At 75.2% G+C, this 24262-nt stretch carries 12 protein-coding genes; 5 read left to right on the plus strand and 7 right to left on the minus strand.

The window, feature by feature from the left end:
• Nucleotides 1-173 precede the first annotated feature (173 nt).
• The 3 genes from AC07AL_RS33615 to AC07AL_RS33625 form a co-directional block, all read right to left on the minus strand.
• Nucleotides 174-1646 (minus strand): condensation domain-containing protein, encoded by a 1473-nt coding sequence (locus AC07AL_RS33615; RefSeq protein ID WP_478319248.1) that lies wholly within the window; start codon nucleotides 1644-1646, stop codon nucleotides 174-176.
• A complete protein-coding gene (locus tag AC07AL_RS33620; protein ID WP_478319249.1) occupies nucleotides 1643-15112 on the minus strand; it encodes a MupA/Atu3671 family FMN-dependent luciferase-like monooxygenase in 13470 nt (4489 codons plus the stop codon). The genes AC07AL_RS33615 and AC07AL_RS33620 overlap by 4 nt, the downstream gene beginning before the upstream one ends.
• A gap of 179 nt (nucleotides 15113-15291) precedes the next feature.
• Nucleotides 15292-16563: an MFS transporter gene (locus AC07AL_RS33625; RefSeq protein ID WP_400810671.1), complete on the minus strand. Its 1272-nt coding sequence runs from the start codon at nucleotides 16561-16563 to the stop codon at nucleotides 15292-15294.
• A gap of 385 nt (nucleotides 16564-16948) precedes the next feature.
• Between AC07AL_RS33625 and AC07AL_RS33630 the strand changes: the two genes are divergently transcribed.
• The 3 genes from AC07AL_RS33630 to AC07AL_RS33640 all read left to right on the plus strand — a co-directional run bounded on the left by AC07AL_RS33630 (nucleotide 16949) and on the right by AC07AL_RS33640 (nucleotide 20121).
• On the plus strand, nucleotides 16949-17605 hold the full coding sequence (locus AC07AL_RS33630; protein ID WP_363586651.1) for a maltokinase N-terminal cap-like domain-containing protein: 657 nt from the start codon (nucleotides 16949-16951) through the stop codon (nucleotides 17603-17605).
• A gap of 271 nt (nucleotides 17606-17876) precedes the next feature.
• The gene (locus tag AC07AL_RS33635) at nucleotides 17877-18749 is read left to right on the plus strand and encodes a universal stress protein (protein WP_478319250.1); all 873 of its coding nucleotides are present in this window, start codon (nucleotides 17877-17879) and stop codon (nucleotides 18747-18749) included.
• Between the two features lie 391 nt (nucleotides 18750-19140).
• Entirely contained in the window at nucleotides 19141-20121 is a 981-nt protein-coding gene (locus tag AC07AL_RS33640; RefSeq protein WP_478319251.1) for an aldo/keto reductase, read from the plus strand.
• A gap of 106 nt (nucleotides 20122-20227) precedes the next feature.
• Here AC07AL_RS33640 and AC07AL_RS33645 read toward each other — a convergent pair whose 3' ends face one another.
• The 4 genes from AC07AL_RS33645 to AC07AL_RS33660 all read right to left on the minus strand — a co-directional run bounded on the left by AC07AL_RS33645 (nucleotide 20228) and on the right by AC07AL_RS33660 (nucleotide 22516).
• Nucleotides 20228-20881, minus strand: coding sequence for a GAP family protein (locus AC07AL_RS33645; protein ID WP_478319252.1), 654 nt, complete (start codon nucleotides 20879-20881; stop codon nucleotides 20228-20230).
• Between the two features lie 269 nt (nucleotides 20882-21150).
• Nucleotides 21151-21591, minus strand: coding sequence for a nuclear transport factor 2 family protein (locus AC07AL_RS33650; RefSeq protein WP_363620758.1), 441 nt, complete (start codon nucleotides 21589-21591; stop codon nucleotides 21151-21153).
• Between the two features lie 2 nt (nucleotides 21592-21593).
• Complete coding sequence (locus AC07AL_RS33655; RefSeq protein WP_363620760.1) at nucleotides 21594-21722, minus strand: hypothetical protein; 129 nt, start codon at nucleotides 21720-21722, stop codon at nucleotides 21594-21596.
• A gap of 224 nt (nucleotides 21723-21946) precedes the next feature.
• Complete coding sequence (locus AC07AL_RS33660) at nucleotides 21947-22516, minus strand: TetR/AcrR family transcriptional regulator (RefSeq protein ID WP_063351909.1); 570 nt, start codon at nucleotides 22514-22516, stop codon at nucleotides 21947-21949.
• A 71-nt stretch (nucleotides 22517-22587) separates the two neighbouring features.
• Between AC07AL_RS33660 and AC07AL_RS33665 the strand changes: the two genes are divergently transcribed.
• A complete protein-coding gene (locus AC07AL_RS33665; protein ID WP_478319253.1) occupies nucleotides 22588-23082 on the plus strand; it encodes an FBP domain-containing protein in 495 nt (164 codons plus the stop codon).
• 369 nt (nucleotides 23083-23451) lie between these two features.
• On the plus strand, nucleotides 23452-24018 hold the full coding sequence (locus AC07AL_RS33670) for a hypothetical protein (RefSeq protein ID WP_478319254.1): 567 nt from the start codon (nucleotides 23452-23454) through the stop codon (nucleotides 24016-24018).
• The last annotated feature ends 244 nt before the right edge of the window (nucleotides 24019-24262 follow it).

Genomic DNA, 24262 nt, shown 5'->3' on the forward strand with positions numbered 1-24262 from the left:
CCCGGCGTGCTCTCGTGCTGGGAGAATTTTCCACGGAAAATTCCGGTCTCCGACCGCACTGCCCGAGAGTGCCTCCACTCCCCCGGCAGGCCCCCGCAGCGGAGCCGGCCCGGCGCTGACCCGGTCATCGGCCCTCTCGGCCGGGTCAGCCGCCGGTCGGCCAGTCCGCCCGGTCAGCCCGGCCGGTCCGTCAGGTGCCGGGCCAGGTCGTTCACCAGGGTGTCGAGCCAGGAGCGCACGGTGTCCGGGTCGAACAGGTCGGCGTCGTACTCGGCCAGGCCCTCGTAGCCGTCCGCGTCCGGGGTGAGGAGCAGCAGGAGGTCGGAGCGGGCCGAGGGGCCCGGCACGTCCTCGACCTCGGCGGTCAGGCCGGGGAGGTCGAGGACGGCGGGCGGGGTGCTCTGCACGGTGAGCAGGACCTGCGGGTAGGCGTCCGGCAGCCGGACGCCGCGTTCGCGCAGCGGTTCGACCAGCAGGCCGAAGGGGACGGTGGCGTGGTCGAGGGCGGTGGCGATCGCCGTCGCGGCCGTGTCGACCGACGCCCCGAACCCGCCCGGGGAGCGGGTGGGCAGCCGGATCGGGAGGCCGAAGGTGAGCAGGCCGACGACCCCTTCGTCGGCCGGCCGGGTGCGGTTGGCGTGGGAGAGCACCACCAGGGTCTCCGCCGCGCCGCTCAGCTCGCCCAGCAGCCGCGCGTAGGCGGCGAGCAGGACGGCCGAGGCGGTGGTGGAGCGGGCGGCGGCGTAGCGGCCCACCGCCTCGGCCAGTGCCGAGGGGAGGCGGAAGGCGGCCGTGGCGCCCCGCCCGGAGCGCTGTGCGGGGCGGGGGCGGGCGGTGGGCAGGTCCACCGCCGACGCGACGCCGTCCAGGGTCTTGGCCCAGTGGTCGGCGGCCTCGGCGACAGCGGCGCGGGTGACCACGGTCCGCTCCCAGCAGGCGTGGTCGGTCATCCGGCCCGGGTCCTCCGGCAGCCGCCCGTCCGGGCGGTACAACGTGCCCAGATCGGCCAGCAGAGTGGCCAACGACCAGCCGTCGACCGCGATGTGATGGAGTGTCAGCAGCAGCACCCACGCGTCATCGGCGGGCCGCAGCAGCCGGGCGCGCAGCAGCGGGGCCGTGGCCAGGTCGAAGGGGCGGTCGCTCTCGGCCCGGGCGGCCTCGGCGAGCGCCGCGTCCCGCGCACCGGGCGTGAGCGTGCGCAGGTCGGCGACCGGGAGCCGCACCGGGGCGTTCGGCAGCACCTGCTGGAGCAGACCCAGGTCGGTGTCCCGGTAGCTGGTGCGCAGGCTCTCGTGGCGCCCGGTCAGCGCCGTCAGCGCGGCGGCCAGCCGCTCGGGCTCCAGCGGCCCGCGCAGGGCGATCCGCTGGGTGATGTTCCACACCGCCGGGTCCGCCGCCCGGTCGTGCGCCCGGTGCATCCGGCGCTGTGCCACCCCGGCGGGCGCGGCGGCGAGGGCCGTGCCGGCGCCGGTCAGGGTGGTCAGCAGCCGTTCCCGGTGGGCCCGGACGAGCCCGGTGGCCTCCTCGTCGAGCGCGCCGGGCGGGGCGAGGTAGCCGAGCCGGTCGCCGGTGGTGCGCAGGACGATCTCGCGCTCGTCGAGCAGCCGGACGAGCCGGTGCCAGCCATCGTCGATAGGGGTCGTCACAGCGTGCCCTCCTCGTAGGCCGGGGCCTGGCGGTCCTCGGTCTGCGGCTGCTGGGCGGCCATGGCCCGGATGGTCGGGCGGCGGAAGAAGTCCAGGACGCCGGTCCGGATCCCGGTGGCCTCGCGGACCCGGTTCAGCAGCCGGGTGGCGGCCAGCGAGTGCCCGCCGAGGTCGAAGAAGGAGGTCTCCACGCCTGCGGGGCGGCCGAGTTCCTCCTCCCACAGCCGTTGCACGGTGCGTTCCAGTTCGGTGGCCGGGGCGACGGCGGCCCGGCCCGCACCCAGCGGCAGCGGCTCCGGCAGGGCGGCGGCGTCCAGCTTGCCGTGCGCGGTGAAGGGCAGCGCCGCCACCGCGGCCCAGAGCCCCGGCACCATGTGCTCGGGCAGCAGGTCGGCCAGGTGGTCGCGGACCCGGGGCAGTTCGGCGGCGGCGCACTGCACGTACCCGGCCAGCGTGGTGCCCGTCTCGGTGCGGCGGGCCGTCACGGCCGCGCCGCGCACGCCCGGGACGGACTGCAGCACGGTCTCGACCTCGCCCGGCTCGATCCGGTAGCCGCGCACCTTGACCTGGCGGTCGGCGCGGCCGAGGTACTCCAGGGTGCCGTCGGGCCGCCAGCGGCCGAGGTCGCCGGTGCGGTAGCGGCGGCCGTCCGGGGTGTCGGTGAAGACGGCGGCGCTCTCCTGCTCCCGGCCGGGGTAGCCGAGCCCGACCTGGACGCCGAGCGCGTGGATCTCGCCGACCGCCCCGGGCGGGACGGGGCGCCCGGCGGCGTCCAGCAGCAGGATGCGGGTGCCCGGCACCGGGCGGCCGATCGCCGCGTGGTCCGGTCCGTCCGGGGCGACCTCGCCGGCCGTGACGGCGTGGGTCTCGGTGGGGCCGTAGTGGTTGATCAGCCGGCAGCCGGGGTTGCGGGCGAGGAAGGCCCGCAGCCCGGGGGTGAGCAGCAACTGCTCGCCGCCCGTGATCAGTTCGCGCAGGTGGGGCACCGGTTCGCCGCCGAGGGCGTCGACCAGCGCGGCCAGCGGGGTGTACGGCAGGTGCAGCCGCTCGGCCCGGGTCGCGCGGACCACGGCGGCCAGCGCCGTCACGTCGTAGCGGGTCTCCTCCTCGATCAGCAGCAGGGTGCCGCCGCCGGCCAGCGTGGTGAGCACCTCCTGGACGCTGACGTCGAACCCGCAGGAGGCGTACTGCAGCGTGCGGGCGGCCGGGTGCTCGGCGACGTTCCAGGCCAGCAGCGCGGACAGGCCGAGGGTGTGCATCAGCACGCCCTTGGGGCGGCCGGTGGAGCCGGAGGTGTACAGCAGGTACGCGGGGGCCTGCGCGGAGGGGGCGGGCAGCGGCGGCAGTTCGGCGGCGACGGCGACATCGGCCTCGGCATCGGAGTCCGTCAGGACCGTCGGCAGGGACAGGCCCATCAGGTCCGTGTCCGAGGCGGTGAGCAGCACGGCCGGTGCGCTGTCCGCGGCGATCAGCCGGCAGCGCTCCGGGCCCTGCAGCGGATCGATCGGCACGTGGACGGCGCCGAGGCGCAGCACGGCCAGCAGCGCGGCCACCTGGTCCACCGAGCGCGGCAGCAGCACGCCCACCCGGCTGCCCTCCCGCACCCCGGCGCCCAGCAGCCGGCCGGCCAGCTCGCCGGCCCGGGCGTGCAGCGTCCGGTAGTCGGTCCCGGTGCCGTCGGCGGCGACCACCGCGAGGGCGTCAGGACGGGCGGCCGCGACGGCGGCCACCGCCGCCAGCGGGTGCGCGGGCGCCGGCTGCGCCTCGGGCCCGCACTCCAGGGCGGGGTCGGCCGGGGTGGCCGTCAGTTCGGCGAGCGGGCGGGCCGGGTCGGCGACGGCGGCGGTGAGCAGCCGCTGGAAGGCGTCGAACAGCCGGTCCACCGTGGCCCGGTCGAACAGGGCCTCGGCGTACTCGACGTGGCAGCGGATGCCGTCCGGCAGGTTGGTGAGGAAGAGCGACAGGTCGAAGGCGGAGCGGTCCACCACGTGGTCCAGCGGGCGGGCCGTCACCCCGGGCAGGTCGAGTTCGAAGACGGCGTGGTTCTCGAACTCGACGAGGACCTGGAAGAGCGGGTTGCGGCTGGTGTCCCGCTGCGGGTTGAGCTCCTGGACCAGGACCTCGAAGGGCAGCTGCTGGTGCTCGTAGGCGTCCAGCGCGCTGGAGCGGACCCGGTCCAGCGCCTCGGCGAAGTCCGGCTCCCCGGACAGGTCCAGCCGCAGCGCCAGCGAGTTGACGAAGAATCCGACCAGGTCCTCGGTGCCCTCGGTCCGGTTGGCCACCGGGGTGCCCAGCACCACCTCGTCCTGGCCGCCGTAGCGCTGCAGCACCCCGGCGAAGGCGGTGAGCAGCACCATGAACAGGGTCGAGCGGCGGCTGCGGGCCAAGTCCCGCAGGCCGTCGGAGAGTTCGGCGGGAAGTTGGCGGACGTGGGAGCGGCCCCGGCCGTCCGGCACCGCCGGGCGCGGCCGGTCGGTCGGCAGGGCCAGCACCGGCAGGTCGCCGCCGAGCACCTTGCGCCAGTACGCGAGGCTCTCGTCGTACGCCCCGGCGGCCACCGCGGCCCGCTCCCGGGCGGCTTCGGCGGCCGGGGTGGTGGTGAGCACCGGCAGCCGGGCGGGGCGCTGCTCCCGGGCGGCCCGGTACAGCTCGCCCAGTTCCCGGGTGATCACCACGGTGGACAGGGTGTCGATCACGATGTGGTGCATCGACAGCACCAGGACCTGCCGGTCGGGCCCCGTCTCCAGCAGCCGGGCCCGGAACAGCGAGCCCTCGGTCAGGTCGAAGCGGTGGGTGCCCTCGGCGGCGACCAGCGCGGCCACCGCCTCGTGCTCGGGCCCGTCGGCCGCGACCCGCTCCAGCAGCGGGCCCTCGGGCACCGGGAGCACCTGCTGGAACGGTTCGCCGTCCTGCTCGCGGAAGGCACTGCGCAGCCCGACGTGCCGTTCGACCAGCGCGCGCAGCGCGGTGTCGAGTGCGGCCGGGTCGAGCGGGCCGTCCAGCTCGATGGCCTTGACCTCGTTGTACTGCCCGGTGTCGGGCAGCATCCGGTGCAGGAACCACATCCGCTGCTGCGCGTAGGACAGCGGGGCGCCGCGCTGGGCGGAGCGGCGCAGGGCGTCGATCTGCGGCAGGCCGGAGGCCACCAGGTCGGGGGCGAGCCCGAAGTCCACGAAGCAGGCGATCTCGTCCGCGCCGGCCGCCCGTAGCTCGGCCAGGACGGACCGCACGCTCTCCGGGGTGCCGATCAGCGCGCGGGAGGCGCAGTACCGCTCGTAGGCGCGCTCCAGCACGAACTCCAGGTCCTCCTCCGGGGTGTTCTCGAAGTCCAGGGTCAGGCCGAGGCTGTTGGCCATCTGCCCGAACAGCGAGAGCGAGGAGCGCAGGTAGTGGCAGAACGGGCGGTACGCCTGCTCGCGGGCGGTGGCGAGGTCGGCGCCCAGGTAGGTGTGGACGAGCACGACCACCCGGCCGGCCTCCGGGTCGAGGCCGTGCTCGGCCCGGGTGCGCCGGTAGAGCGCGACGTTCTCGGCGAGCTGGGCGACGTCCTGGGTCATCAGGTTGGTGATGATGCCCAGGTCGTGCCGGGCGGCCTCGCGGAAGCTGTCCGGGTTGCCGACGATCGCGGTGAACATGGGCGGCTGCTCCTGCAGCGGGCGCGGGTGCAGGGTCACCTCGATCGGCTCCCCCTTGCCGTTGCGGCCCCGGTAGGGCTCGCCGCGCCACAGCGCCCGGACGGTGTCGATCTGCTGGTGCATCAGCTCCTTGTGGCCGCCGTAGTTCTCGGGGAAGAACAGGAAGTCGTTGGGGTGCCAGCCGCTGGCGCAGCCCAGGCCGACCCGGCCACCGGACAGGTTGTCGACCACCGACCACTCCTCGGCCACCCGGACGGGGTGGTGCAGCGGCAGGACCGCGCAGCCCGCGTTGAGCCGGATCCGGGTGGTCTCCCGGGCCAGTGCGGCGGCCAGGACCGAGGGGTTGGGGAAGATCCCGCCGAAGGAGTGGAAGTGGCGCTCCGGCAGCCAGACGGCGTGGAAGTCGTGCCGGTCGGCGAAGCGGGCGCTCTCCAGGACGATGCGGTACTTCTCGTCCTCCGGGGAGTCCAGGGGGTAGTCGCCGAAGAAGTAGAGGCTGAAGTCGACCGGGCGCTGCGGGTCGCTGACCGGGTGGTACGGCGTCCCGGCGGGCTCGGTGTGGCCCGCGCCGGTGGTGCCGGTGGTGCCGGTGGTGCCGGTGGTGCCGGTGCTCGTACGGTCGTCCGCCGCGGGCTTCGGGAGTGCGGCCACCGGGCGCGGGGCCGGGAACCGTACCCCGGGCGAGGCCGGGAAGAAGCCGCCGTGCCGCAGGTCGCGCAGCGAGTCGCGGACCGCGTCGACCACGAACTCCAGGTCGCCGTCGGTGTGGGCGGTGGAGAGGAAGAAGTTGCGCCACTCCCACACGTAGACCCCGCGGGTCAGCAGCTGCGGGAAGAGCAGTTCCATGTCGGCCCGCGGCTCGAACCGGAACAGCGAGCCGAAGTGGGCCAGCCGCAGCGGGAACTCCTCCTCCTCGAAGAACCCGTTGAGGGTCGCGGCCAGCTCGTCGGTGCGGGCGTTCAGCCGCTCCTGCAAGCCGGGGCCGGACGCCTTGAGGTGGCGCAGCACGGCGCCCGCCGCGGTCATCGCCAGCGGGTGCTGGATGTAGGTGCCGCCGAAGAAGGTGGTGTCCCTGGGCGGGTAGCTGTCGTCCCCGTAGTCCCAGTGGCCGCCGTCGATCCCGTCCAGGATGTCGGCGCGCCCGGCGATCGCGCCGATCGGGTAGCCGCCGCCGAGCACCTTGCCGTAGGTGGAGACGTCCGGGGTCACGCCCCAGAAGCCCTCGGCGCCGCGCAGGTGCGGCCGGAAGCCGGTGAGCATCTGGTCGAAGACCAGCACGATGCCTCGGCGGGCGGTCAGTTCGCGCAGCGAGCGGACGAAGTCGACCGGCTGGCGCCCCGGGTGGCGGCTCTGGACGGGTTCGACCAGCACGGCGGCGATCCGGTCGCCGAGTTCCTCGATCACCTGGAGGCTCTCCGGATCGCCGTACCGCAGCACCACGAGGTCGGCGACCGCGCTGCCGGGGATGCCGATCGACACCGGGACGGTCTCCCGGTCGGCGCCGCGGCCCACGGTCCGGCCCAGGGTGTGGTCGAAGTGGCCGTGGTAGGAGCCCTCGAACATGACGATCTTGTCGCGGCCGGTGTACGCGCGGGCCAGCCGGATCGCCCCGGCGTTCGCCTCGGTGCCGGAGTTGGCGAACGCGACCCGCTCGGTGCCGGTCAGCTCTGCCAGCAGTTCGGCGGCCTCGCCGGTCTCCGGGCCGCGCGGGCCCAGCCGCAGTCCGCCGGCCAGGTGCTCGCGGACGGCGTCGGAGACGAACTCCGGGTCGTGGCCGAACAGCAGGACGCCGAAGCCCATGGTGATGTCGACGTACGTGTTGCCGTCGAGGTCCTCCAGGCGGGAGCCCCGGGCCCGGCGGGCGGCGAGCGGGTAGAGCATCTCCTTGGTCGCGGAGCGGAAGCCGACCACGGCGCGGCTGTCCGCGAGGGTGTGCCGGTGGCGGCGGGTGACCGCCTTGGAGGCGGCGGTCCGGGCGGTGAAGCGGGCGACCAGCTCGTCCACGTGGGCGCGCTGCTGGTCGGTCAGGCCGCCGGAGGCCATGCCGGACTCCCGGGAGACGGTCACCCGGGGGCCGTGCACCTGCGGGGCGGGCGGGGTGGCCGACGCGGGTGCGGCGGCGGCGGAGGTGACGGCGGAGGCAGCGGCGGCCGGGGTGACGGCAGCGACCTGGGCGACGGCCGGCGGCAGGGCGACGGGGGCGGCAGCCCCGGGGAGCGCGGGCGGCGCCGCCCCGGTCCCGGCCAGCAGGCCGAGCTGGTCGCGCATCAGGTCGGAGAACTGGCCGAGCAGGTCGAGCTGGCGCTCGATCAGACCGGCGCCGTCGGCCACCGGGGCGAGCGCGGGCGGTGACGCGGGCACGGACGGGACGGGCGGAGCGAGGTGGACGGGCGGAGCGGGGACGGCGGCTGCCGCGACCACCTGGGGCGGGGGTGCCGGAGCCGGTATCGGAGCCGGTATCGGGGCCGAGGCAGGGACGGAGGCAGGGACCGGTGCCGGAGCCGCCGCCGGCTCGGGCGCGGCGGCCGGTAGCAGCGCGTCCCGGACGGCGGGCTCCAGCCGGCCGGCGATCAGCCCGGCCAGCCGGGCCGGGGTGTCCGCCGCCTCGAACAGTTCGCGCATCGAGACCCGTACCCGGAAGGTCCGCTCCAGGTCCCGGATCATGTTGATCATCGAGAGCGAGTCGGCGCCGAGGTCGAAGAAGGGCTCGTCGGCTCCGACCGACCCCTCGTCGTGGCCGAGCTGGCGGGCCGTCTGCTCCAGCACCTGGCGCAGCACGGCCTCCTCGGCCAGTTGCTCGGGGCTCGCTGCGGGCGTCACTGCGGGCGCCACTGCGGCGGGTGCCGATACGACGGGCACCGGGCCGGGCGTCGATACGGCCTCGGGTATGGACGACGGCGGAACGGGCTGCCGGGGCGGCGGTGCCTGGTGCATGGCGGAGTCCTCGGTGGTCGGCCGGTCGGGGGCGGTGAACCAGTGGCGGCGGCGCTGGAAGACGGTGGTCGGCAGGGGAACGCGCCGGGCCGGGCCGTCCGGCCAGTCGCGGGCGGCGGCGAAGCGTGCCCAGTCGAGCGGGACGCCGTGGGACCACAACGCGGCGGCCGCGACGCCGAACTGCCGCTCCGGCGGTGCGCCGCGCCGGGCGCCGGCCACGAAGTGGCGGTGCGGCAGCTCCCGGCGGCCCATGCCGGTGAGCGTCGGGTGCGGGCCGAGCTCAAGGAAGAGCTCGCGGCCCTGCCCGTCCAGGGCGGCCAGGACCAGGTCGAAGCGCGCGGTCTCCCGGGTCTGCCGGACGAAGTAGTCGGGCGTGGGCACGGTGCCGGGAGCCAGCACCTCGCCGCCCAGGTTGCTCACCAGCGGTACGGTCAACGGCCGCAGGCGCAGCCGGGCGAGCTGCTCGCGGAACGGGTCGAGCACCGGGTCGAGCAGGCGGGAGTGGAAGGCCCGGTCGGTGGCGAGCCGTTCGGTGGTCACGCCGTCGGCGGCCAGCACGGCCTCGGCTGCCGCGATCTCGCGCGGCGCGCCGGCCAGCACGCACTGGCCGGCGCCGTTGACCACGGCCAGCTCCACCCCGGGCAGCCAGTCACCGAGTGCGGCGAGCCGCTGCGGGCCGGCCATCACCGCCGTCATGGCGCCGGGCTCGGTCGCCCGGTGCATCAGCCGCCCGCGCAACGCGGTGAGGAACATCCCGTCGGCGAGGTCGAGCGCACCCGCCGCGTGGAAGGCCGCGTACTCGCCGGCGCTGTGCCCGGCGACCGCGGCCGGACGGAGCCCGAGCTCCTGCCAGAGCCGCAGGTAGGCCGCTTGCAGGGCGAACAGCGCGGGCTGCGCCGCCTCGGTGGTCCAGGCGTCGTCGGCGCCCTCGGGCACGGCGTCGAGCAGCAGCGGCAGCAGCGGCTCGCCCCAGGCGTCGCGGTGCAGCCGGTCGCACTCGTCCAGCACGGCCCGGAAGACCGGGAAGGCGCGGTGGAGTTCGGCGGCCATGCCCCGGTACTGGGCGCCCTGGCCGGTGAAGAGCAGCACCGGCTGCACGTCGCCGCGCCGGGCCTCGCGGTGGACGGGTACGCCGCCGGAGGTGCGGCCCGTCACAGGTACGGCGCCGGAGGTGCGGCCCGCATCGGGTGCGACGCCGGAGGTGCGGCCCGCATCGGGTGCGACGCCGGAGGTGCGGCCCGCATCGGGTGCGACGCCGGAGGTGCGGCCCGCGAGGTGGGCCTCCAGGCCCCGGCGCAGCTCGTCGGGGTCGGCGCCGGTGACGGCGAGGCGGTGGCGCAGCGCGCGGCGGCCGCCGCCGAGGGTGAGCGGCAGGTCGCCGGGGGCGGGGGCGGGCCCGGTGGCCAGCCGGTCGCGGAGCAGGCCGGCCAGGGCGGTCAGGCCCTGCTCGGTGCGGGCGGACAGCGGCAGCACGGTCGGGGCGGGGCGCGGGTCGGCGATGCCGGGCGCGGCCGGCGCCTCCTCCAGCACCAGGTGGGCGTTGGTACCGCCGACGCCCAGCGCGCTGACCCCGGCCCGGCGCGGGGTGGGGCCGGCCGGCCAGTCCCGGCGCTCGGCGGAGAGCCGGAACGGGCTTCCGGCGAGCTCCAGCGCGGGGTTGGGGCGGCTGAAGTTGACCAGCGGCGGGATCGTGCCGTGCCGCAGCACCAGCAGGGCCTTGATCAGCCCCGCCATTCCCGCGCAGGTGTCCAGGTGGCCGATGTTGGGCTTCACCGAGCCGAGCGAGCAGAAGTCGGCGGCCTCGGTGCGGGCGCGGAACGCCTGGGACAGCGCCCGGAACTCGATCGGGTCGCCGAGCGGGGTGCCGGTGCCGTGCGCCTCGATGTAGCCGACGCTCTCGGCCGGCACCCCGGCCAGGTCCAGGGCCCGGCCGACCACGGCGGCCTGCCCGTCCACGCTGGGCGCGGTGTAGCCGACCTTGAGCCCGCCGTCGTTGTTGACGGCCGAGCCGAGGATCACGCCGTGCACGGTGTCGCCGTCCGCCAGCGCCCGGTCCAGGCGCTTGAGCAGGACGGCCGCGACGCCGTTGCCGCCGACCGTGCCGCCGGCCGCCGCGTCGAAGGCCCGGCAGGCGCCGTCCGGGGAGAGGATCGACCCCTCCTCGTAGCGGTATCCGGCGGCCTGCGGGATGTGCAGGGCGGCGGCCCCGGCCAGCGCCAGGTCGCAGTCGCCCGCCAGCAACGACTGCACCGCCAGGTGCACCGCGACGAGCGAGGTCGAGCAGGCCGTCTGCACGCCGATCGCCGGCCCGGTCAGGCCCAGCCGGTAGGCGACCCTGGTGGCGGCGAAATCGGCCTGGTTGCCGATCGCGGTCTGGAGCGCGGCCACCGGCTCGGCCGGGTCGGCGGTGGCGGCCAGGGTGTGCTGGTAGTAGTTGCGCAGCGCGTACAGGGTCATCCCGGTGCCGGCGAAGACCCCGACCCGGCGGCGCGGGTCGGGGGCGTCGTAGCCGCCGTTCTCCAGGGCCTGGCGGCAGATCTCCAGCAGCAGGCGCTGCTGGGGGTCCATCAGCGCCGCCTCGGTGCCGCTGATGCCGAAGGCCTCGGCGTCGAAGCGGTCGGTGTCGGGCAGCGCGCCGGTCACCGGGACGAAGTCGGGGTGGCGGTACTCCGCCGGGCGCAGGCCGGCCGCCGCCAGTTCGTCCTCGGTGAAGCGGGTGGTGCTGCGGACGCCGTCGACGATGTTGCGCCAGTACTGTTCGGGGGTGTCGGCGCCGGGGAAGCGCAGGGCCAGGCCGACGATGGCCACCCGGCGGTCGCCGCCGTCCGGGCCGCCGTCCCGGGCGGCGGGCGCGGCGGTGGCGGTCGTGGCGGCGGTGGACGCGGTGGGCGCTTCGGTCAGGTGCGCGATCAGGGCGTCCACGGTGGGGTGCCGGAACAGCTCGGTGGGCGCCGGGGGCGTCGGCAGGACGGCGCCGAGCGCGCCGTGCACCCGCATCAACTGGAGTGATCCGATGCCGAGTTCGGCGAGCGGGCGGCCCGGGTCGAGTGGGGTGTCGAGGACGGCCTCGAAGGCGTCCAGGACGGCCCGGCGCAACTCGGCGGCGGCAGGGGTGGCAGGGTGGACGGGGCCGGCGGGCCCGGTGGCGGCGGACGGTACGGCTGCGGGCGGCTCGGTGGCCCGCTGCGGGGCCCGCTCGTCGGTCGGCCGCGCGACGGGCGCTTCGCGGACCGGTCGCGGTGCGGTGGCCAGCAGGCGGCGGCGCGCGGCCGGAGCGCTCGGGTCGGGCCCGGCGTACCAGCGGCCCGGGGCGGCGGCCAGCAGCAGCGAGGCCAGTCGGCGGCCGTGCGCGGCGCTCAGCACGGCGATGCCCCGGTCGGCGGCGGCCTGCTCGTGGTCGGTGGCGCGGTTCATGCCGACCCCGCTCCACAGGCCCCAGGAGACCGTCCAGGCCGGGGCCCCGGTCTCCCGGTGCAGCCGTTCCACGGCGCTCTCCAGGTAGCGGTTGGCGGCGGCGTACGCCGTGGAGCCGACGGCCTCCTGGAAGCCGACCATCGAGGAGAAGCCGACGAACTGGGCGCCGGGCCGCTTCCGGACCAGCTCGACGAGGTGGTCCGTACCGGTCGTCTTGGCGCGCACCGCCTCGCGCCAGTCGTCGGGGCCGGTGTCGGCGAGCAGCGCGAGCCGGTAGCTGCCGGCGAGGTGGAGAACGCCGTCCAGCGGCGCCTGCCAGTCCCGTTCGGCCTCGGCGACCACCGCCGCCAGCTGCTCGGGGTCCGTCACGTCGGCGCGGCGGTAGTCGACCCGGCCGCCGTAGGAGGACAGCCGGTGCAGCGCGGCGCGGCGCTCGGCCGCCTCGGCGGTCGGCGCGTCCAGGTCGGTGCGGCCGATCACGAGCAGCCGGGAGCCGTGGTCGCGGAGCAGGCCGGGCAGCAGCTCGGCGGCGATCCCGCCGAGGCCGCCGGTGACCAGGTAGCGGGCGCCGGGGGTGAGCAGTGAGCAGCCCTCGGTTGCGGTCCCGGCGTCGGGGTCGGTGGCGGTCCCGGTCACGGTCCCGGCCGGTCCCAGCCGGGACACCCACGGGCGGCCCTCGCGCCAGGCGCACTCCGGCTCCGGCCGGGCCTCGGCCAGCAGGGCGAGCAGCGCAGCGGCCTGCTCGGCGGCCGGTGCGCCCGCCGGCAGGTCGATGTGCCGGGCGGCCGGCACCAGTTGCTCGGCCCGGGCTCCCGCGGTCAGCGCCGCCGTCAACTCCGCACTCGGGTCGGGGAGTTCACCGGGCAGCACGGCATGCAACCCGGCACTGACGGTGACCAGCTCGCCGATCGACGGCCGGCCGGCCAGGGCCCGCAGCAGGGCGAGCAGCGCTTCGTCCCGCGCAGCGGCGTCCGAGGGCCGCGGCGCGCCCTCGGGCCCCGCGCCCCACAGGTGCACCACCCGCGCGGGGCGCTCCTCGCCGAGCGCCCGCAACCACTCCCCCGGGTCGGTGGTCGGCGGCCGGTCCACCACCACGGCCTGCGGCAGGGCGGCGCGCAGCGCCTCGGCGAGGGTGCCGGGGCCGGCGGGGCCGAGCAGCAGGGTCGGCCCCGCCGGAGCCCCGTCGCCCGGGGCCGTTCCGGCCGCCGGGGCCTGCGGCACCGGACGGGGTTCCCAGGTGAGTCGGCGCACGCAGTCCGGCAGGGTCCGGGAGTTGGCCTCCGCCAGGTCCAGGGCCACGATGTGCTCGTCGAGTTCGCCGTCGAGCAGCCGTCGGCGCAGCGCGGTGCGCTGGATCTTGCCGCTGGTGGTGCGCGGGAACTCCGCCGGCGGCACCGGCAGCACCAGGGCGGGGGCGGGCTGTCGGCGGGCGGCCAGCAGCCGCCGGACCTCGGCGGCCACGGGCGGTGCGGGGGCGTCCTGGTCGTTCGGCACGTAGGCGACCACCAGCTGCTCGGTGCCGGTGCGGTCGTCCGGGACCCCGAAGGCGGCGACGTGCCCGGAGCGCACTCCCGCCACCGAGGCGACCACGTCCTCCAGCTCGTGGCAGAAGTAGTGCACCCCGTTGACGATGATGATCTCCTTGCGACGGCCGGTGAGCACCACCTCCCCGTCGGCCAGGAAGGCCAGGTCTCCGGTGTCGAACCAGCCGTCGCCGACGAAGGACTCCCGGTCGGCGGCCGGGTTGTTCAGGTAACCGGGGGTCACCCGGCCGGAGTTGACCTGGAGCCGGCCGACCCAGTGCTCGGGCAGGGCCCGGCCGTCCTCGCCCGCCACCCGCATCCGGGTGCCGGGCGCGGGACGCCCCATGCTGAGGAAGCCGGTGCCGCGCTCGCGCGAGGCGGGGTCGGCGGGCTCCAGCCGTCCGGTCAGCGAGTCGGTGCGCACCAGGCGGCGGGCGCCGTCCTCGTGGTAGCGCTTGTAGGTGATCACGGTGCAGGTCTCGGCCATGCCCCAGCCGAGCAGGACGTGGTCCGCGCGAACGCCGAACGGACCGGTGGCGGCGAGGAATTCGTCCAGCACCGCCTCGGTGCACTGCTCCCCGGCGTTGATCAGCGACTTGAGCGCGGAGAGGTCCCAGCGCCGGCCGGGGCCGGCGGCCCGGACCGCCTCGGCAACCAGCCGGAAGCCGAAGTTGGGCGACCAGGAGTGCGCGCCCCGGTAGCGCTCCAGCGTGTCCAGCCAGACCAGCGGGTCGGCGAGCACCAGTTCGGTGGGCACCTGCACCTGGTCGGCGGCCAGCGCCACGTCCCGCAGGTGGAACATCAGCAGCCCGGCGACGTGGTCCAGCGGTAGCCAGTTGACGGTGACGTCCTCGGGCGAGCTGCCCTGGGAGGTGGCTCCGGCCACGTACTCCAGGATGCCGCGGTGGGTGATCTGCACCGCCTTGGACCGGCCGGTGCTGCCGGAGGACAGCTGGAGGATCGCGACGTCGCCGGGGTCCGGGGCGTGCTCGGCGCCTGGCACGCCGATGGTGTCGAGCGCGGGGCCGGTGACGGTGGCGGCACCGGTATCGGCGGGCTGGTGGTCGACCGCGATGACCCGCAGCCCGGGCGCCGGGTAGAGCTCCCCGAGCCGTGCCAGGCCCGCCACGGCCGGGCCGCAGGCGAGTACCGGCGGCTCCTCCAGGGTCTGCCAGGCGTGCCAGAGCTTCTCCAGTACGGGGTTGCGCTCGTCGTAGGCCGGCGGGCGAGCCACCGTGACCGGCTGCACCCCGCCCAGCAGGCAGGCCCACAGGGTGGGGAAGTAGCGTTCCGGGTCGGGGACTTGGAGGATCACCCGGTCGCCCGCCCGCAGCCCGGCGGAGGTCAGCAGGGCGAGGGTCTCCCGGGCCTGCTCCAGCAGTCGGCGATAGGTCAGCCGGGTCGCCCCGCCGTCGGCCCGGACCAGGTGCAGGCCGCGCCCGGGGTGCCGCTCGGCGGCGCGCAGCAGCGCCTCGGGCAGCGTCCGGGGCGCGTCCGGCGCCGGGTCGGGCAGCGGGGCGCCGACCGCCTCGGTCCCGGCGCCCTCGGGGGCGGCCGTCGGGCCGTCCGGGGCGGGGCCCGTCGTCGTCCCGGTGTCGCCGAACGGCCGCCAGTGCGCGGTGAGTTCGCACAGGTGGCGCAGGGCGGGTCCGGGCTCGGCGGGTGGCCGGGCGGCGGCGGCCGCCAGTGCGGCGCGGTCGGGCTCGCCCTGCGAGGTGCGGACGATGCCGTCCAGGAGGTGCACCTCGGCGCTCGGGTCGGCGTCCAGCAGGGCAGCGGCGGCCCGGCGGCGCAGCGCGGCGGTGTCGGTGTCGGCGGCGGGCACCAGGTAGGCCAGCAGCCCGCGGCGGCCGTCGGCGCGCTCGACCGGCAGCAGCGCGCAGTCGGCGACCTCGGGACGCAGCAGCAGCCGGGCCTCCAGGGCACGCAGCCGGGCGCGGTCGGGACCGGTGGAGCTCATCAGGTACGGCACCTTTCGGATCGGTGCCGGGGCGCGCGGGTACGGACCGCCCCGGGGTACGGAGGGTGAGCGGATCGGGCTGGTGCCTGCGGCGCGGTGGCGCCGGCGGATCCGGTGGCGCGGTGCTTGTGGTGGGGTGTGGTGGGGTGCGGTGGGGTGACTGCGGCGGGGTGGAGGGTTCAGCGTTTGCGGGACCGGGCGACCACGACCAGGAAGCCGAGCGCCAGCACGATCGGAACGGCGTGCGAGACGCCGACCACCGTCAGCGGGCTGAGCAGCGCCAGCAGCGATCCGCTCAGCAGCATCCCGGTGCCCATGCCGACGTTCTCGGCGGAGGTCAGCAGCCCGAAGGCCTGGCCGCGCCGTTCGTCGGCGAGGGCCTGGATCCGGGTGGTGTACGAGATCTCGGTGAAGCCGTCGCCGAGCCCGGCACCGATCGCCGCCAGCAGGAACAGCGGGGTCGGCAGTCCGGTGAAGACCAGGATGAAACAGCCGGACATCAGACAGGTGCCCAGGGCGAAGGCGCGCTCGCCCGGTTCGATGCCCCGGCGCAGCAGGAGCCGGGAGACCAGTTGCTGGGCGCCGAGGTTGCCGACCGCCCAGGTGGCCCAGAACATGCCCAGCAGCGCGGCCGGGTTGCCGGGAGAGTGCTGGTTGGCGAAGACCGGCAGGCTGATGTTGTGCGCGGCCGAGCCGAAGGCGTCCAGCAGCCGGATCGCCGCCATCGCGCCGACCACCGGGGCGGCCCGCAGGACGATCAGCGCCTGCCACCGGCTCCCGCGCCGCTTCGCCCCCGCGGCGGGACCGGCGGGATCAGCCGGTTCTGTGGCGGGCTGCTCGGCGGGCTCGGCCCGGGTGCGCAGCGGCAGCCGGAGCACCACCGCCGCGAACACCAGGAAGCTGGACGCGTCGATGAGCAGCGCCGCGCGGAACCCGGCCCAGGCCACCACCACGCCGGCGGAGGCGAAGCCGAGCACCATGGCGGCCGAACGGCAGCTGGCCATCAGGCTGTTGGCACGGGCCCTGCGTTCGGAGCCGACCATCTCCGGGATGCTGGTCCGCAGCGCGACGGCGCACACCGCGGCCGCGCCGCCGAAGACCAGCGCGAGCGAGTAGAGCACCGGGATGCGTGCCGGGACGGGCGCGAGGGCCACCACGACCAGGGCCAGCGCCTGGGCCAGCGCGCAGCCCGTCATCAGCCGCCGCCGGTCGGTCCGGGCCACCAGGCGCCCGGAGACCAGGCCGCCGACGAGGCCGCCGGCCAGTCGGATGATCAGGTATCCGGCCGTGCCGAGCGCGTTCCCGGCCGCCTCGTAGGCGAACAGGCTGAGCGCCACCAGGTCGAGCTGGCTCCCGTACGTGGACAGGGCGTCGCCCAGTGCCAGCCGGTAGAACACCCGGGGCAGCTTGTCGGCGCTCTGGTGCGGTACTTGCTGTGCAGTGTCCGGCACCGGTCCCCCAGGCACGCCGTGTCGGTCGGTTCAGTGTGACATTGCACTGCAATCTAAGGGTGACCCCTCAGCAGATCAAGACCTTGATCGCCTGCTTGTCCGAAAGATCGCAAGTTCGGCCGACCCGGAACCATCTTTCCAGCCAGACTGGCGAGTTGGTGCCGGTACGCCCTACCGCCCGACGGCCGCGCGGGTGCCGGGCGGGAGGCCCGCCGGTGGACGACGGAGGACGAGGAGGCGAGTTGGGCCAGGAGCAGGAGCAGGGCCAGGACCAGGACCGGGCCGGAACGGCAACGAGCGTCGAGGCAGAACCTGCCCGCCCGTCAGCCCCGCACGGGTGGGAGGGTATGACCATCGCATTCGCACAACGGAGGAGACCCCCGGCATGTCCGTCATCCACCAGACCACCCTCCAGCCGAGCAAGCTGGAGCTGCTCGCCTCCTGGCTCCCCTCCCGCCCCTGGTACCGCGGCGGCGCGGGCGCCCCGGACCTGGCCAAGGCCGGCGGCTTCCGGCTGGACGACCCCCAGGGCGAGGTCGGGATCGAGTTCATGGTGGTCACCGACACCTCGGGCCCCGCCCCCGCCACCTACTTCGTCCCGCTCACCTACCGCGGCGCCCCGCTCGACGGGGCGGAGCACGCGCTCGTCGGCACCATGGAGCACGGCGAGCTGGGGCGGCGCTGGGCCTACGACGGCTGCCACGACCCGGTGCTGGTCGCCCAGTTGTCGGCCCTGATCGAGGGCCGGGTCCAAGCCCAGGACCAGAACATCAGCGACACCCCCGACCTGGAGGTCACCCGCTCCTACCGCGGCGACACCCCCCTGAGCCCCACCGCCGCCGCCGACGACCAGGAGGGCACCGAGCTGTCGGCACCCCGGGGCGCGACCCTGCGCCTGCACCGGGTGCTGCACCCCGCCGCGGACGACGCGGCCCTCCCGGCCCCGGAGACGGCCGGCCACCTCGGCGGCCTCTGGCAGCTGCCCGACGGCACACGCGCACGGGGCCTGTTCGCCGTCCTGCACACCGCCCCGCGCGCCTGACCGGTGCTCTGACCACCCACGTTCCCCTGGCCGATCCGCCGAGCCGGGGCCGGACCGCCCGGGGCGCGGCCCTGCGCCGGGAGGCGCCGGCAGCGGCTCCCGCCGATACTGGCCGGGATGCCCGGGCCACGTACGACCTGCGGGACGCGGCATGGACCACGGTCGCGGCGTCCGGCTCGACCGCCCTTCCGGCGGGCGGTCGAAACGGTCGCCGCCGCCCTCGACTCGCTGCGGGCCCGACCGGCCCGGACCCGACCCCTGGGAGGTCGCCGTGAACGGTCCCGTCACCGTGAACGGTCCCGTCGTCGCGGGCTTCGACGGTTCGCCGGAGAGCCTCGCCGCCACCGCGTGGGCCGCCCGGGAGGCGCTGCGCCGCGGGCTCGCCCTCGAACTCCTCCAGGCCTGGCCCTGGCCCAAGCGGGACTCGGTCGGCACCAGCGAGGTGTACAACCGCAGCCGGGACGCCCTGGCCGCCCGCGAGGCGGAGCTGCGCGCCACGCACACCGGCCTCCAGGTCTCCTCCCGCCAGGTCCCCGACGACCCGGCCAAGGCACTGGAGACCGCCGGCCGGACCTCCGCCGTGCTCGTGCTCGGCTCCCGGGGGCTGGGGCCCGTGCGCGGCTTCCTGGTCGGCTCGGTGAGCCAGGAGGTGCTGCGCCGGGCCACCTGCCCGGTGGTGCTGGTCCGGGCCGGTGAGGGCGAGCGGGGCGCCGCCACCGACCCCGTCCTGGTGGGCGTCGACCTCGCGCATCCGCCGGACGACGTCCTCGCGTTCGCCTTCGAGGCGGCCGCCCACCGCTCGGCACCCCTGCGGATCGTCCACGTCTGGGCGCCGCCGGCCGGCAGCGAGTACATGGCGTTCGACGCCATCGGAGGGCTGGAGAAGGAGCTGTCCGCCTCCGAGCGGAAGCGGTTCGCCGACGCCCTGGCCCTCTGGCTGGCCCGCTACCCTCAGGTGACCGTGACGTCCGAGCTCGTCCGGGGCAACGCCGCCATCGTCCTGGTGGAAGCGTCGGAGGCGGCCCGGCTGGTCGTCCTCGGCCGCCACGTCCGGCGGATGCCTCTCGGCGCCCACCTCGGCCCGGTGGCGCACGCCGCGATCCACCACGTCCGCTGCCCGGTCGCCGTCGTCCCGGACACCTGACCGCTCGCGAGGGCCGCCGTCCGCTCCGGCCCTCCGACGACAGAGCAGACCCGATGAATACCGACGATCGCCCTTGACCAGTCGCCGGGGAGGACGCGCGATGAGAGCGCGAGGTCAGGCGGAGGTGCCGGGCCGCGGGATGGGAGAGGGATGAGCTTCCGAGCCGGAGATCATGGTCCCGATCCATCGTCGCGGCCCAGCCGGCCAGCAGGTTCAGGGCGTCGCACGCGGGTGTGGCGGGTTCGGCGCCGTAGGCCATGAGGGTCAGTCCGGTGTCGCGGCGAGTTCCAGGGCCTCGTAGCCGAGGGTGAGTTCACGGTGGGGGGAGTGAGGGCGGCAGCCTTTCGGAGCAGGTGCACACGTCCACGTCACCGGGGAAGAGGAGTACGCCATGGAGTACACGCGTTTGGGAACGTCGGGGCTCAGGATCAGCCGGATCGCCCTGGGCTGCATGAGCTTCGGCGACCCGGCCGGGAGGACGACCTGGGCGCTCGACGACGACGCGGCCGAGCCGGTCTTCCGCCAGGCCGTCGAACTCGGCATCACGTTCTGGGACACCGCGAACATCTACGGTCTGGGCACCTCGGAGGAGGTCGTCGGGCGGGCGCTGCGCAAGTACACCCGGCGTGAGGACATCGTCGTGGCCACCAAGCTGTGGGCGCCGATGCACCAGGGACCGGGCGGGTCGGGGCTGTCCCGCAAGGCCGTCATGGAACAGATCGACGCCTCGCTGCGGCGCCTGGACACCGACTACGTCGACGTCTACCAGATCCACCGCTTCGACCCGCAGACGCCGGTCGAGGAGACGATGGAGGCGCTGCACGATGTGGTCAAGGCGGGCAAGGCCCGCTACATCGGTGCCTCGTCGATGTGGGCCTGGCAGTTCGCCAAGATGCAGCATGCCGCGCAGGCCCACGGGTGGACCCGGTTCGTCTCCATGCAGGACCAGTACAGCCTGATCCACCGCGAGGAGGAGCGCGAGATGTTCGGCCTGCTCGCCGACCAGGGCGTGGGAAGCAATCCGTGGAGCCCCCTGGGCGGGGGGCTGGTCACCCGGCCCTGGGGCGAACGCTCCACGCCACGTGCGGAGCTCAACCGGACAGTCGATCAGCAGGACCGGCCGATCTTCCTGGACAGCGACCGGGCCGTCGTCGAGGCTGTCCAGCGCATCGCCCTGGCCCGCGGTGTGTCGATGGCACAGGTCGCGATGGCCTGGGTGTTGAAGAACCCGGTCGTCTCCGCCCCGATCGTGGGCGCGACCAAGCCGCACCACCTCGCCGACGCCGTCGCCGCGCTCGACCTGACGCTCACCGCCGAGGAGACCGACTCCCTCGAAGAGCCCTACGTCCCGCGCCGGCCCACGTTCTTCTAGCCTCGCGCGCTCACGGCCTCGGCCCTCCTGCCGCATCGTGCGACGGCCGGGAGGGCCGGGCCGTACGGTCCGAGAGGGACCGCCGAGGAGGCGGTCCTCGTACCGGTCACAGTCCGGTGACACCCTCGACGACGAGGAGCACGCCGATCACGGCCAGGACCAGGGCGGTGACGGCGCTGTTGTGGGTCTCCAACCACGTCCTGGCCCTGCCCAGCGGAGTGAGGACCCGCTCCCCCGCCGCGATGTGGAGCAGCAGGGGAAGCCCGACGGTGGAAACGGCGATCGCGGTGAACACCGCCACGGCGGCGACGCCACGGGACGGACCCAGTTCGGCGGAGCCGATGGTCAGCCCCGCCGCCGCGGACAGCAGGATGTTCTTCGGGTTGGCTGCCGACAGCAGGAGGCCCAGCCGCAGGGCCTTGGCCGGCGTGGCATCCGTGAGGCTCCGCATCCAGGCCGGGGTCCCCGTCTTGGAGCGGGAGCGCCACTGCCGCCCGGCGAGCAGGACGAGGACCACGCCGAGGCCGGCCTTCGTCCAGGACGCCCAGGTGGGTGTCTCCTCGCGGGTCTCGATGACGGCCGCGAGGGCCGTGGACACCGACGCCACCACGAGGATCCCGGCCGCCCACCCGGCCAGGAAGGCTCCGCCCGTCGCCCTGGGCCGAGGAGTGAACAGCAGGAAGAGCGCCGGAACGATCGGCAGCGGCGACAGCGCGATGGCCAGGGCGAGCGGCGTCACCTCGCTCAACACGACGTTCACGGACCACCTTCCTCCCGCCGCCGCACACGGCCCGGGTACCACAGTCCAGCCCAGGCCCGGGGGCGACCGGGCCTCGACATGGCCCGGTCCGGGTCCGGGACGTCGTCTCGCGCGTGCTCCATGGTCTCCATGTCTACCGCGCGGCCGCTCCGCGCCCGTCGCGACAGGCCAGGACCCGGGAACGGGTGCGGGCCTCGGGCCCGGGCGGCCGGGTCGGCCCGGGACACGGCCGTGGCGGTGTCACCCGTGCGCGACCGCGGCTCGCTCCGTCAGCGGTGATCGGACGGCCATCCGAGGGCACGGAAGACGGCGACGGGGTCGAGGTAGTCGCGCCAGTGCGTCACCCGGCGGTCCTTGACGGTGATCACTGAGACGAAGTGGTTGTCGTAGCGGAGCCCGGTGTGGACGGCGTGCCCGTGCACGGCGTACTCCAGGACGACCACGGACGTGTCGGGGTCCCGGTGGACGGCCAGTTCGTCCGCGCCGGTCAGGACCATCGCGTCGCCGTAGCCCCGGTACAGGTCGGCGACCGCCTGGCGGCCCTGGACTCGGCGCGGGTAGCCGGGGACGGAGACCACGTACTCGACGACGACGTCCTCGGCCAGGAGGTCGAAGAAGTGGCCGCCGTCGACCAGACCGGCGAGGCCTTCCTGAACGATCCGGAAGAACGGATCCAGCGCCGCGAAGTCCTCGAGGTTCCCGATGGTCATGGTCACGCACCCGCCTTTGCCGTCCAGGCGTGGGCGTCGCGCTGCGCGAACTCCCGGAACGCGGTCGGCATGCAACCGGTGGTGCGGCCGGTGCCGCCGAGAACGAGCGTGGTGTGCGGTGATCCGGTCATGGCTCCATGGTGAGGGGCCCGGGAGCGGACGCTCGCCATTGAGTTCTTCGGGGTGGTTGGGGTCACCCCGTCAGAGGGCCGGTGTGGCCGCGCCGCCGACGCCGACACCGGCGCCGACCGCCGGCCACCTGCCGCCGGGCCCGGGGCGGACTCGGGCTCACCCGCCTCGCGGTGATGGCCTCCTACCGGCCGCCCCGGGGCGCAGGCAGCCTGCGAGCGGGCGGTCAGGCCGCCGGCCAGTTGCGCAGCAGTGCGTCGAGGGCGTCGAGGATGCGCGCCCAGGTGTCCTCCGTGCCGCGCGGGGTGTGCTGGAAGCTCCCGGCCCGTTCCAGGGCCACGTAACCGTGGAAGGTGCTGCCGAGCAGCCGGACGGCGTCGGTCTCGTCGGGTTCCGCGAGGTCGTAGCCGCGCAGGATCGCGCGCGTCATCTGCGAGTGCCGGACGCCGGCGCTGGCGCGCGCGGTCTCGGGGTCGAGTTCGAGCTGCGCGGCGGCGTAGCGACCGGGGTGTTCGCGGGCGTAGTCGCGGTAGGCGTTGGCGAAGGCGGCCAGGGCGTCCTTGCCGGCGCGTCCGGCCAGGGCGGCGGCGACCCGGTCGGCGAGTTCCTCGAGTGCGAGCAGGGCGATCCTGGTCTTGAGGTCCTGGGAGTTCTTGACGTGCGAGTACAGGCTCGCGTCCTTGACGCCGAAGTGTCGTGCCAGCGCCGAGACCGTGACCTTGTCGAAGCCGACCTCGTCGGCCAGTTCCGCTCCCGCCCGGGTGAGTCGTTCCGCGTTCAGTCCTACGCGCGCCATGGCCTTCCCTCCGATCGACTGAGGCCATTATACATTTGCCTAATAGTCCTAGGTAATTTACGTTGGCTCCTATGAAGCCGTTGACCGACCAAGAGATCCGTGCCGCCTTCGTGAACTGCACCAAGGGCGAGGCGAAGCGACTGCACATCCCCCGCGACCTGGCCGAACAGCCCTGGGACGACCTGGACTTCCTCGGGTGGCGCGACCCGCAGGCGCCCGATCGCGCCTACCTCGCGGCCGAGTCGGACGGCCGCGCGGTGGCGGTCGCGCTGCGCTCCTCCGGTGCCGCCTCCTGGCAGGCCCGCCGCAGCATCTGTTCGCTCTGCGTGACCACCCACACCGGGGGCGTCTCGCTGCTGGTCGCACCCCTGGCCGGGAAGGCCGGCAAGCAGGGCAACTCCGTCGGCGCCTACATGTGCAGCGACCTCGCCTGCTCGCTCTACGTGCGCGGCAAGCGGGAGACCGGTACCCGGCTGCACGAGTCGCTCACCGTCGAGGAGAAGATCCGGCGCACCGTGGCCAACGTCGCCGGCTTCGTCGCCAAGGTCACCGCGTCACCCGTGTGACCCGCGTGGCCCATGGCGGGCATCGCCCCGGTTCGCGGTAACACGCGCGGGTTCCCGGAATCCTGAGCGCCGAGGAGCCGGAACCCGCACGTCAGCCGGTGGCCGCGGTGGGTCCCGGGTACGGGTTCGCCCAGACGTCCGACGCAAAACGCCCGCGCCGTGACCGAGAAGGTCGGCCGGGTTGGCGTTGACGAGATCGGAGACGGCAAGCGGCTCGTCGGCGCCGACTGCCGGTCGCTCTGTCACACCCTGCTGACATGATCGTCCGAACAGTGGGACGAAAAGGGTGGGTGTGGACCTGACGGTGGAACAGGCGGCGCGGCAGATCACGGCGGAGGTCGTCGCACAGGCGCCGGAGGGCTGGACGAAGTGCGTGCTGCGCGGGCACGGGAGCCGAGGGAGCGTCGGCCTGTCCGGCGGCGGGTACGTGGTGCCGAGCCGTCCGGGCTCCTTCTTCCGGACAACAGCGGCCCGCGCTACGTCGCCTCCTCCGTCACCGCCTGGCTCGGCCAGATCCTGGGCCAGCCCGATCCGCACGCCCCGCAGCAGTCCGGGGACGACTCGCGCCAGCTGGTGGCCTCAGCCCTGGACGAACGGCTCACGCCGGGCGTCCAGGCGATCCACCTCAATGACGCCCCGTCACCCGTCGACCTCGCCCCGCTGCGCACCCTCCCCGGACTGCGTTCCCTCGACCTGTCCCGTTGCCCCACCGCGGACTTGGCGTTGCTGGCCGATCTCCCCGGCCTGCGCTACCTCGCCCTCTCCGCCACCCAGTGGACAGCCCTGATCGCCGCCGACCGCCTCCCCACCCACCTTGCAGCCGCTCGCCTGGCCGGAGCCCCACCCCTCACCGTCGTCCTCGACCTGCTCGCCGCCCTCGGCGTCGACACCTCCACCGCCCACCGCCTCTCCGACACCGTCGAGGAGGCCTCCTGACACTGTGGCCACCTACGTCCACCAGGTCGGTGCCGGCGCGACCTCGGCCGGTTGAATGTCGTGAGGCGTTCCCCCCGGAAGGGGCGCGACGGCAGAGCCGGTCAGGTCAGGATCCGCAGGCTCACGCTGCCCCACCCCTGGGCCGGGGGGGGGGGGGGGGGGGCGCGGCGGCCCACCCCCCCCCTCGGGGGGGGGGGGGGGGGTGGGGGGGGGGGGAGGGGGGAGGGGGAGGGGGGGGGGTGGG

It is taken from the genome of Kitasatospora sp. NPDC043949, assembly GCF_056435365.1.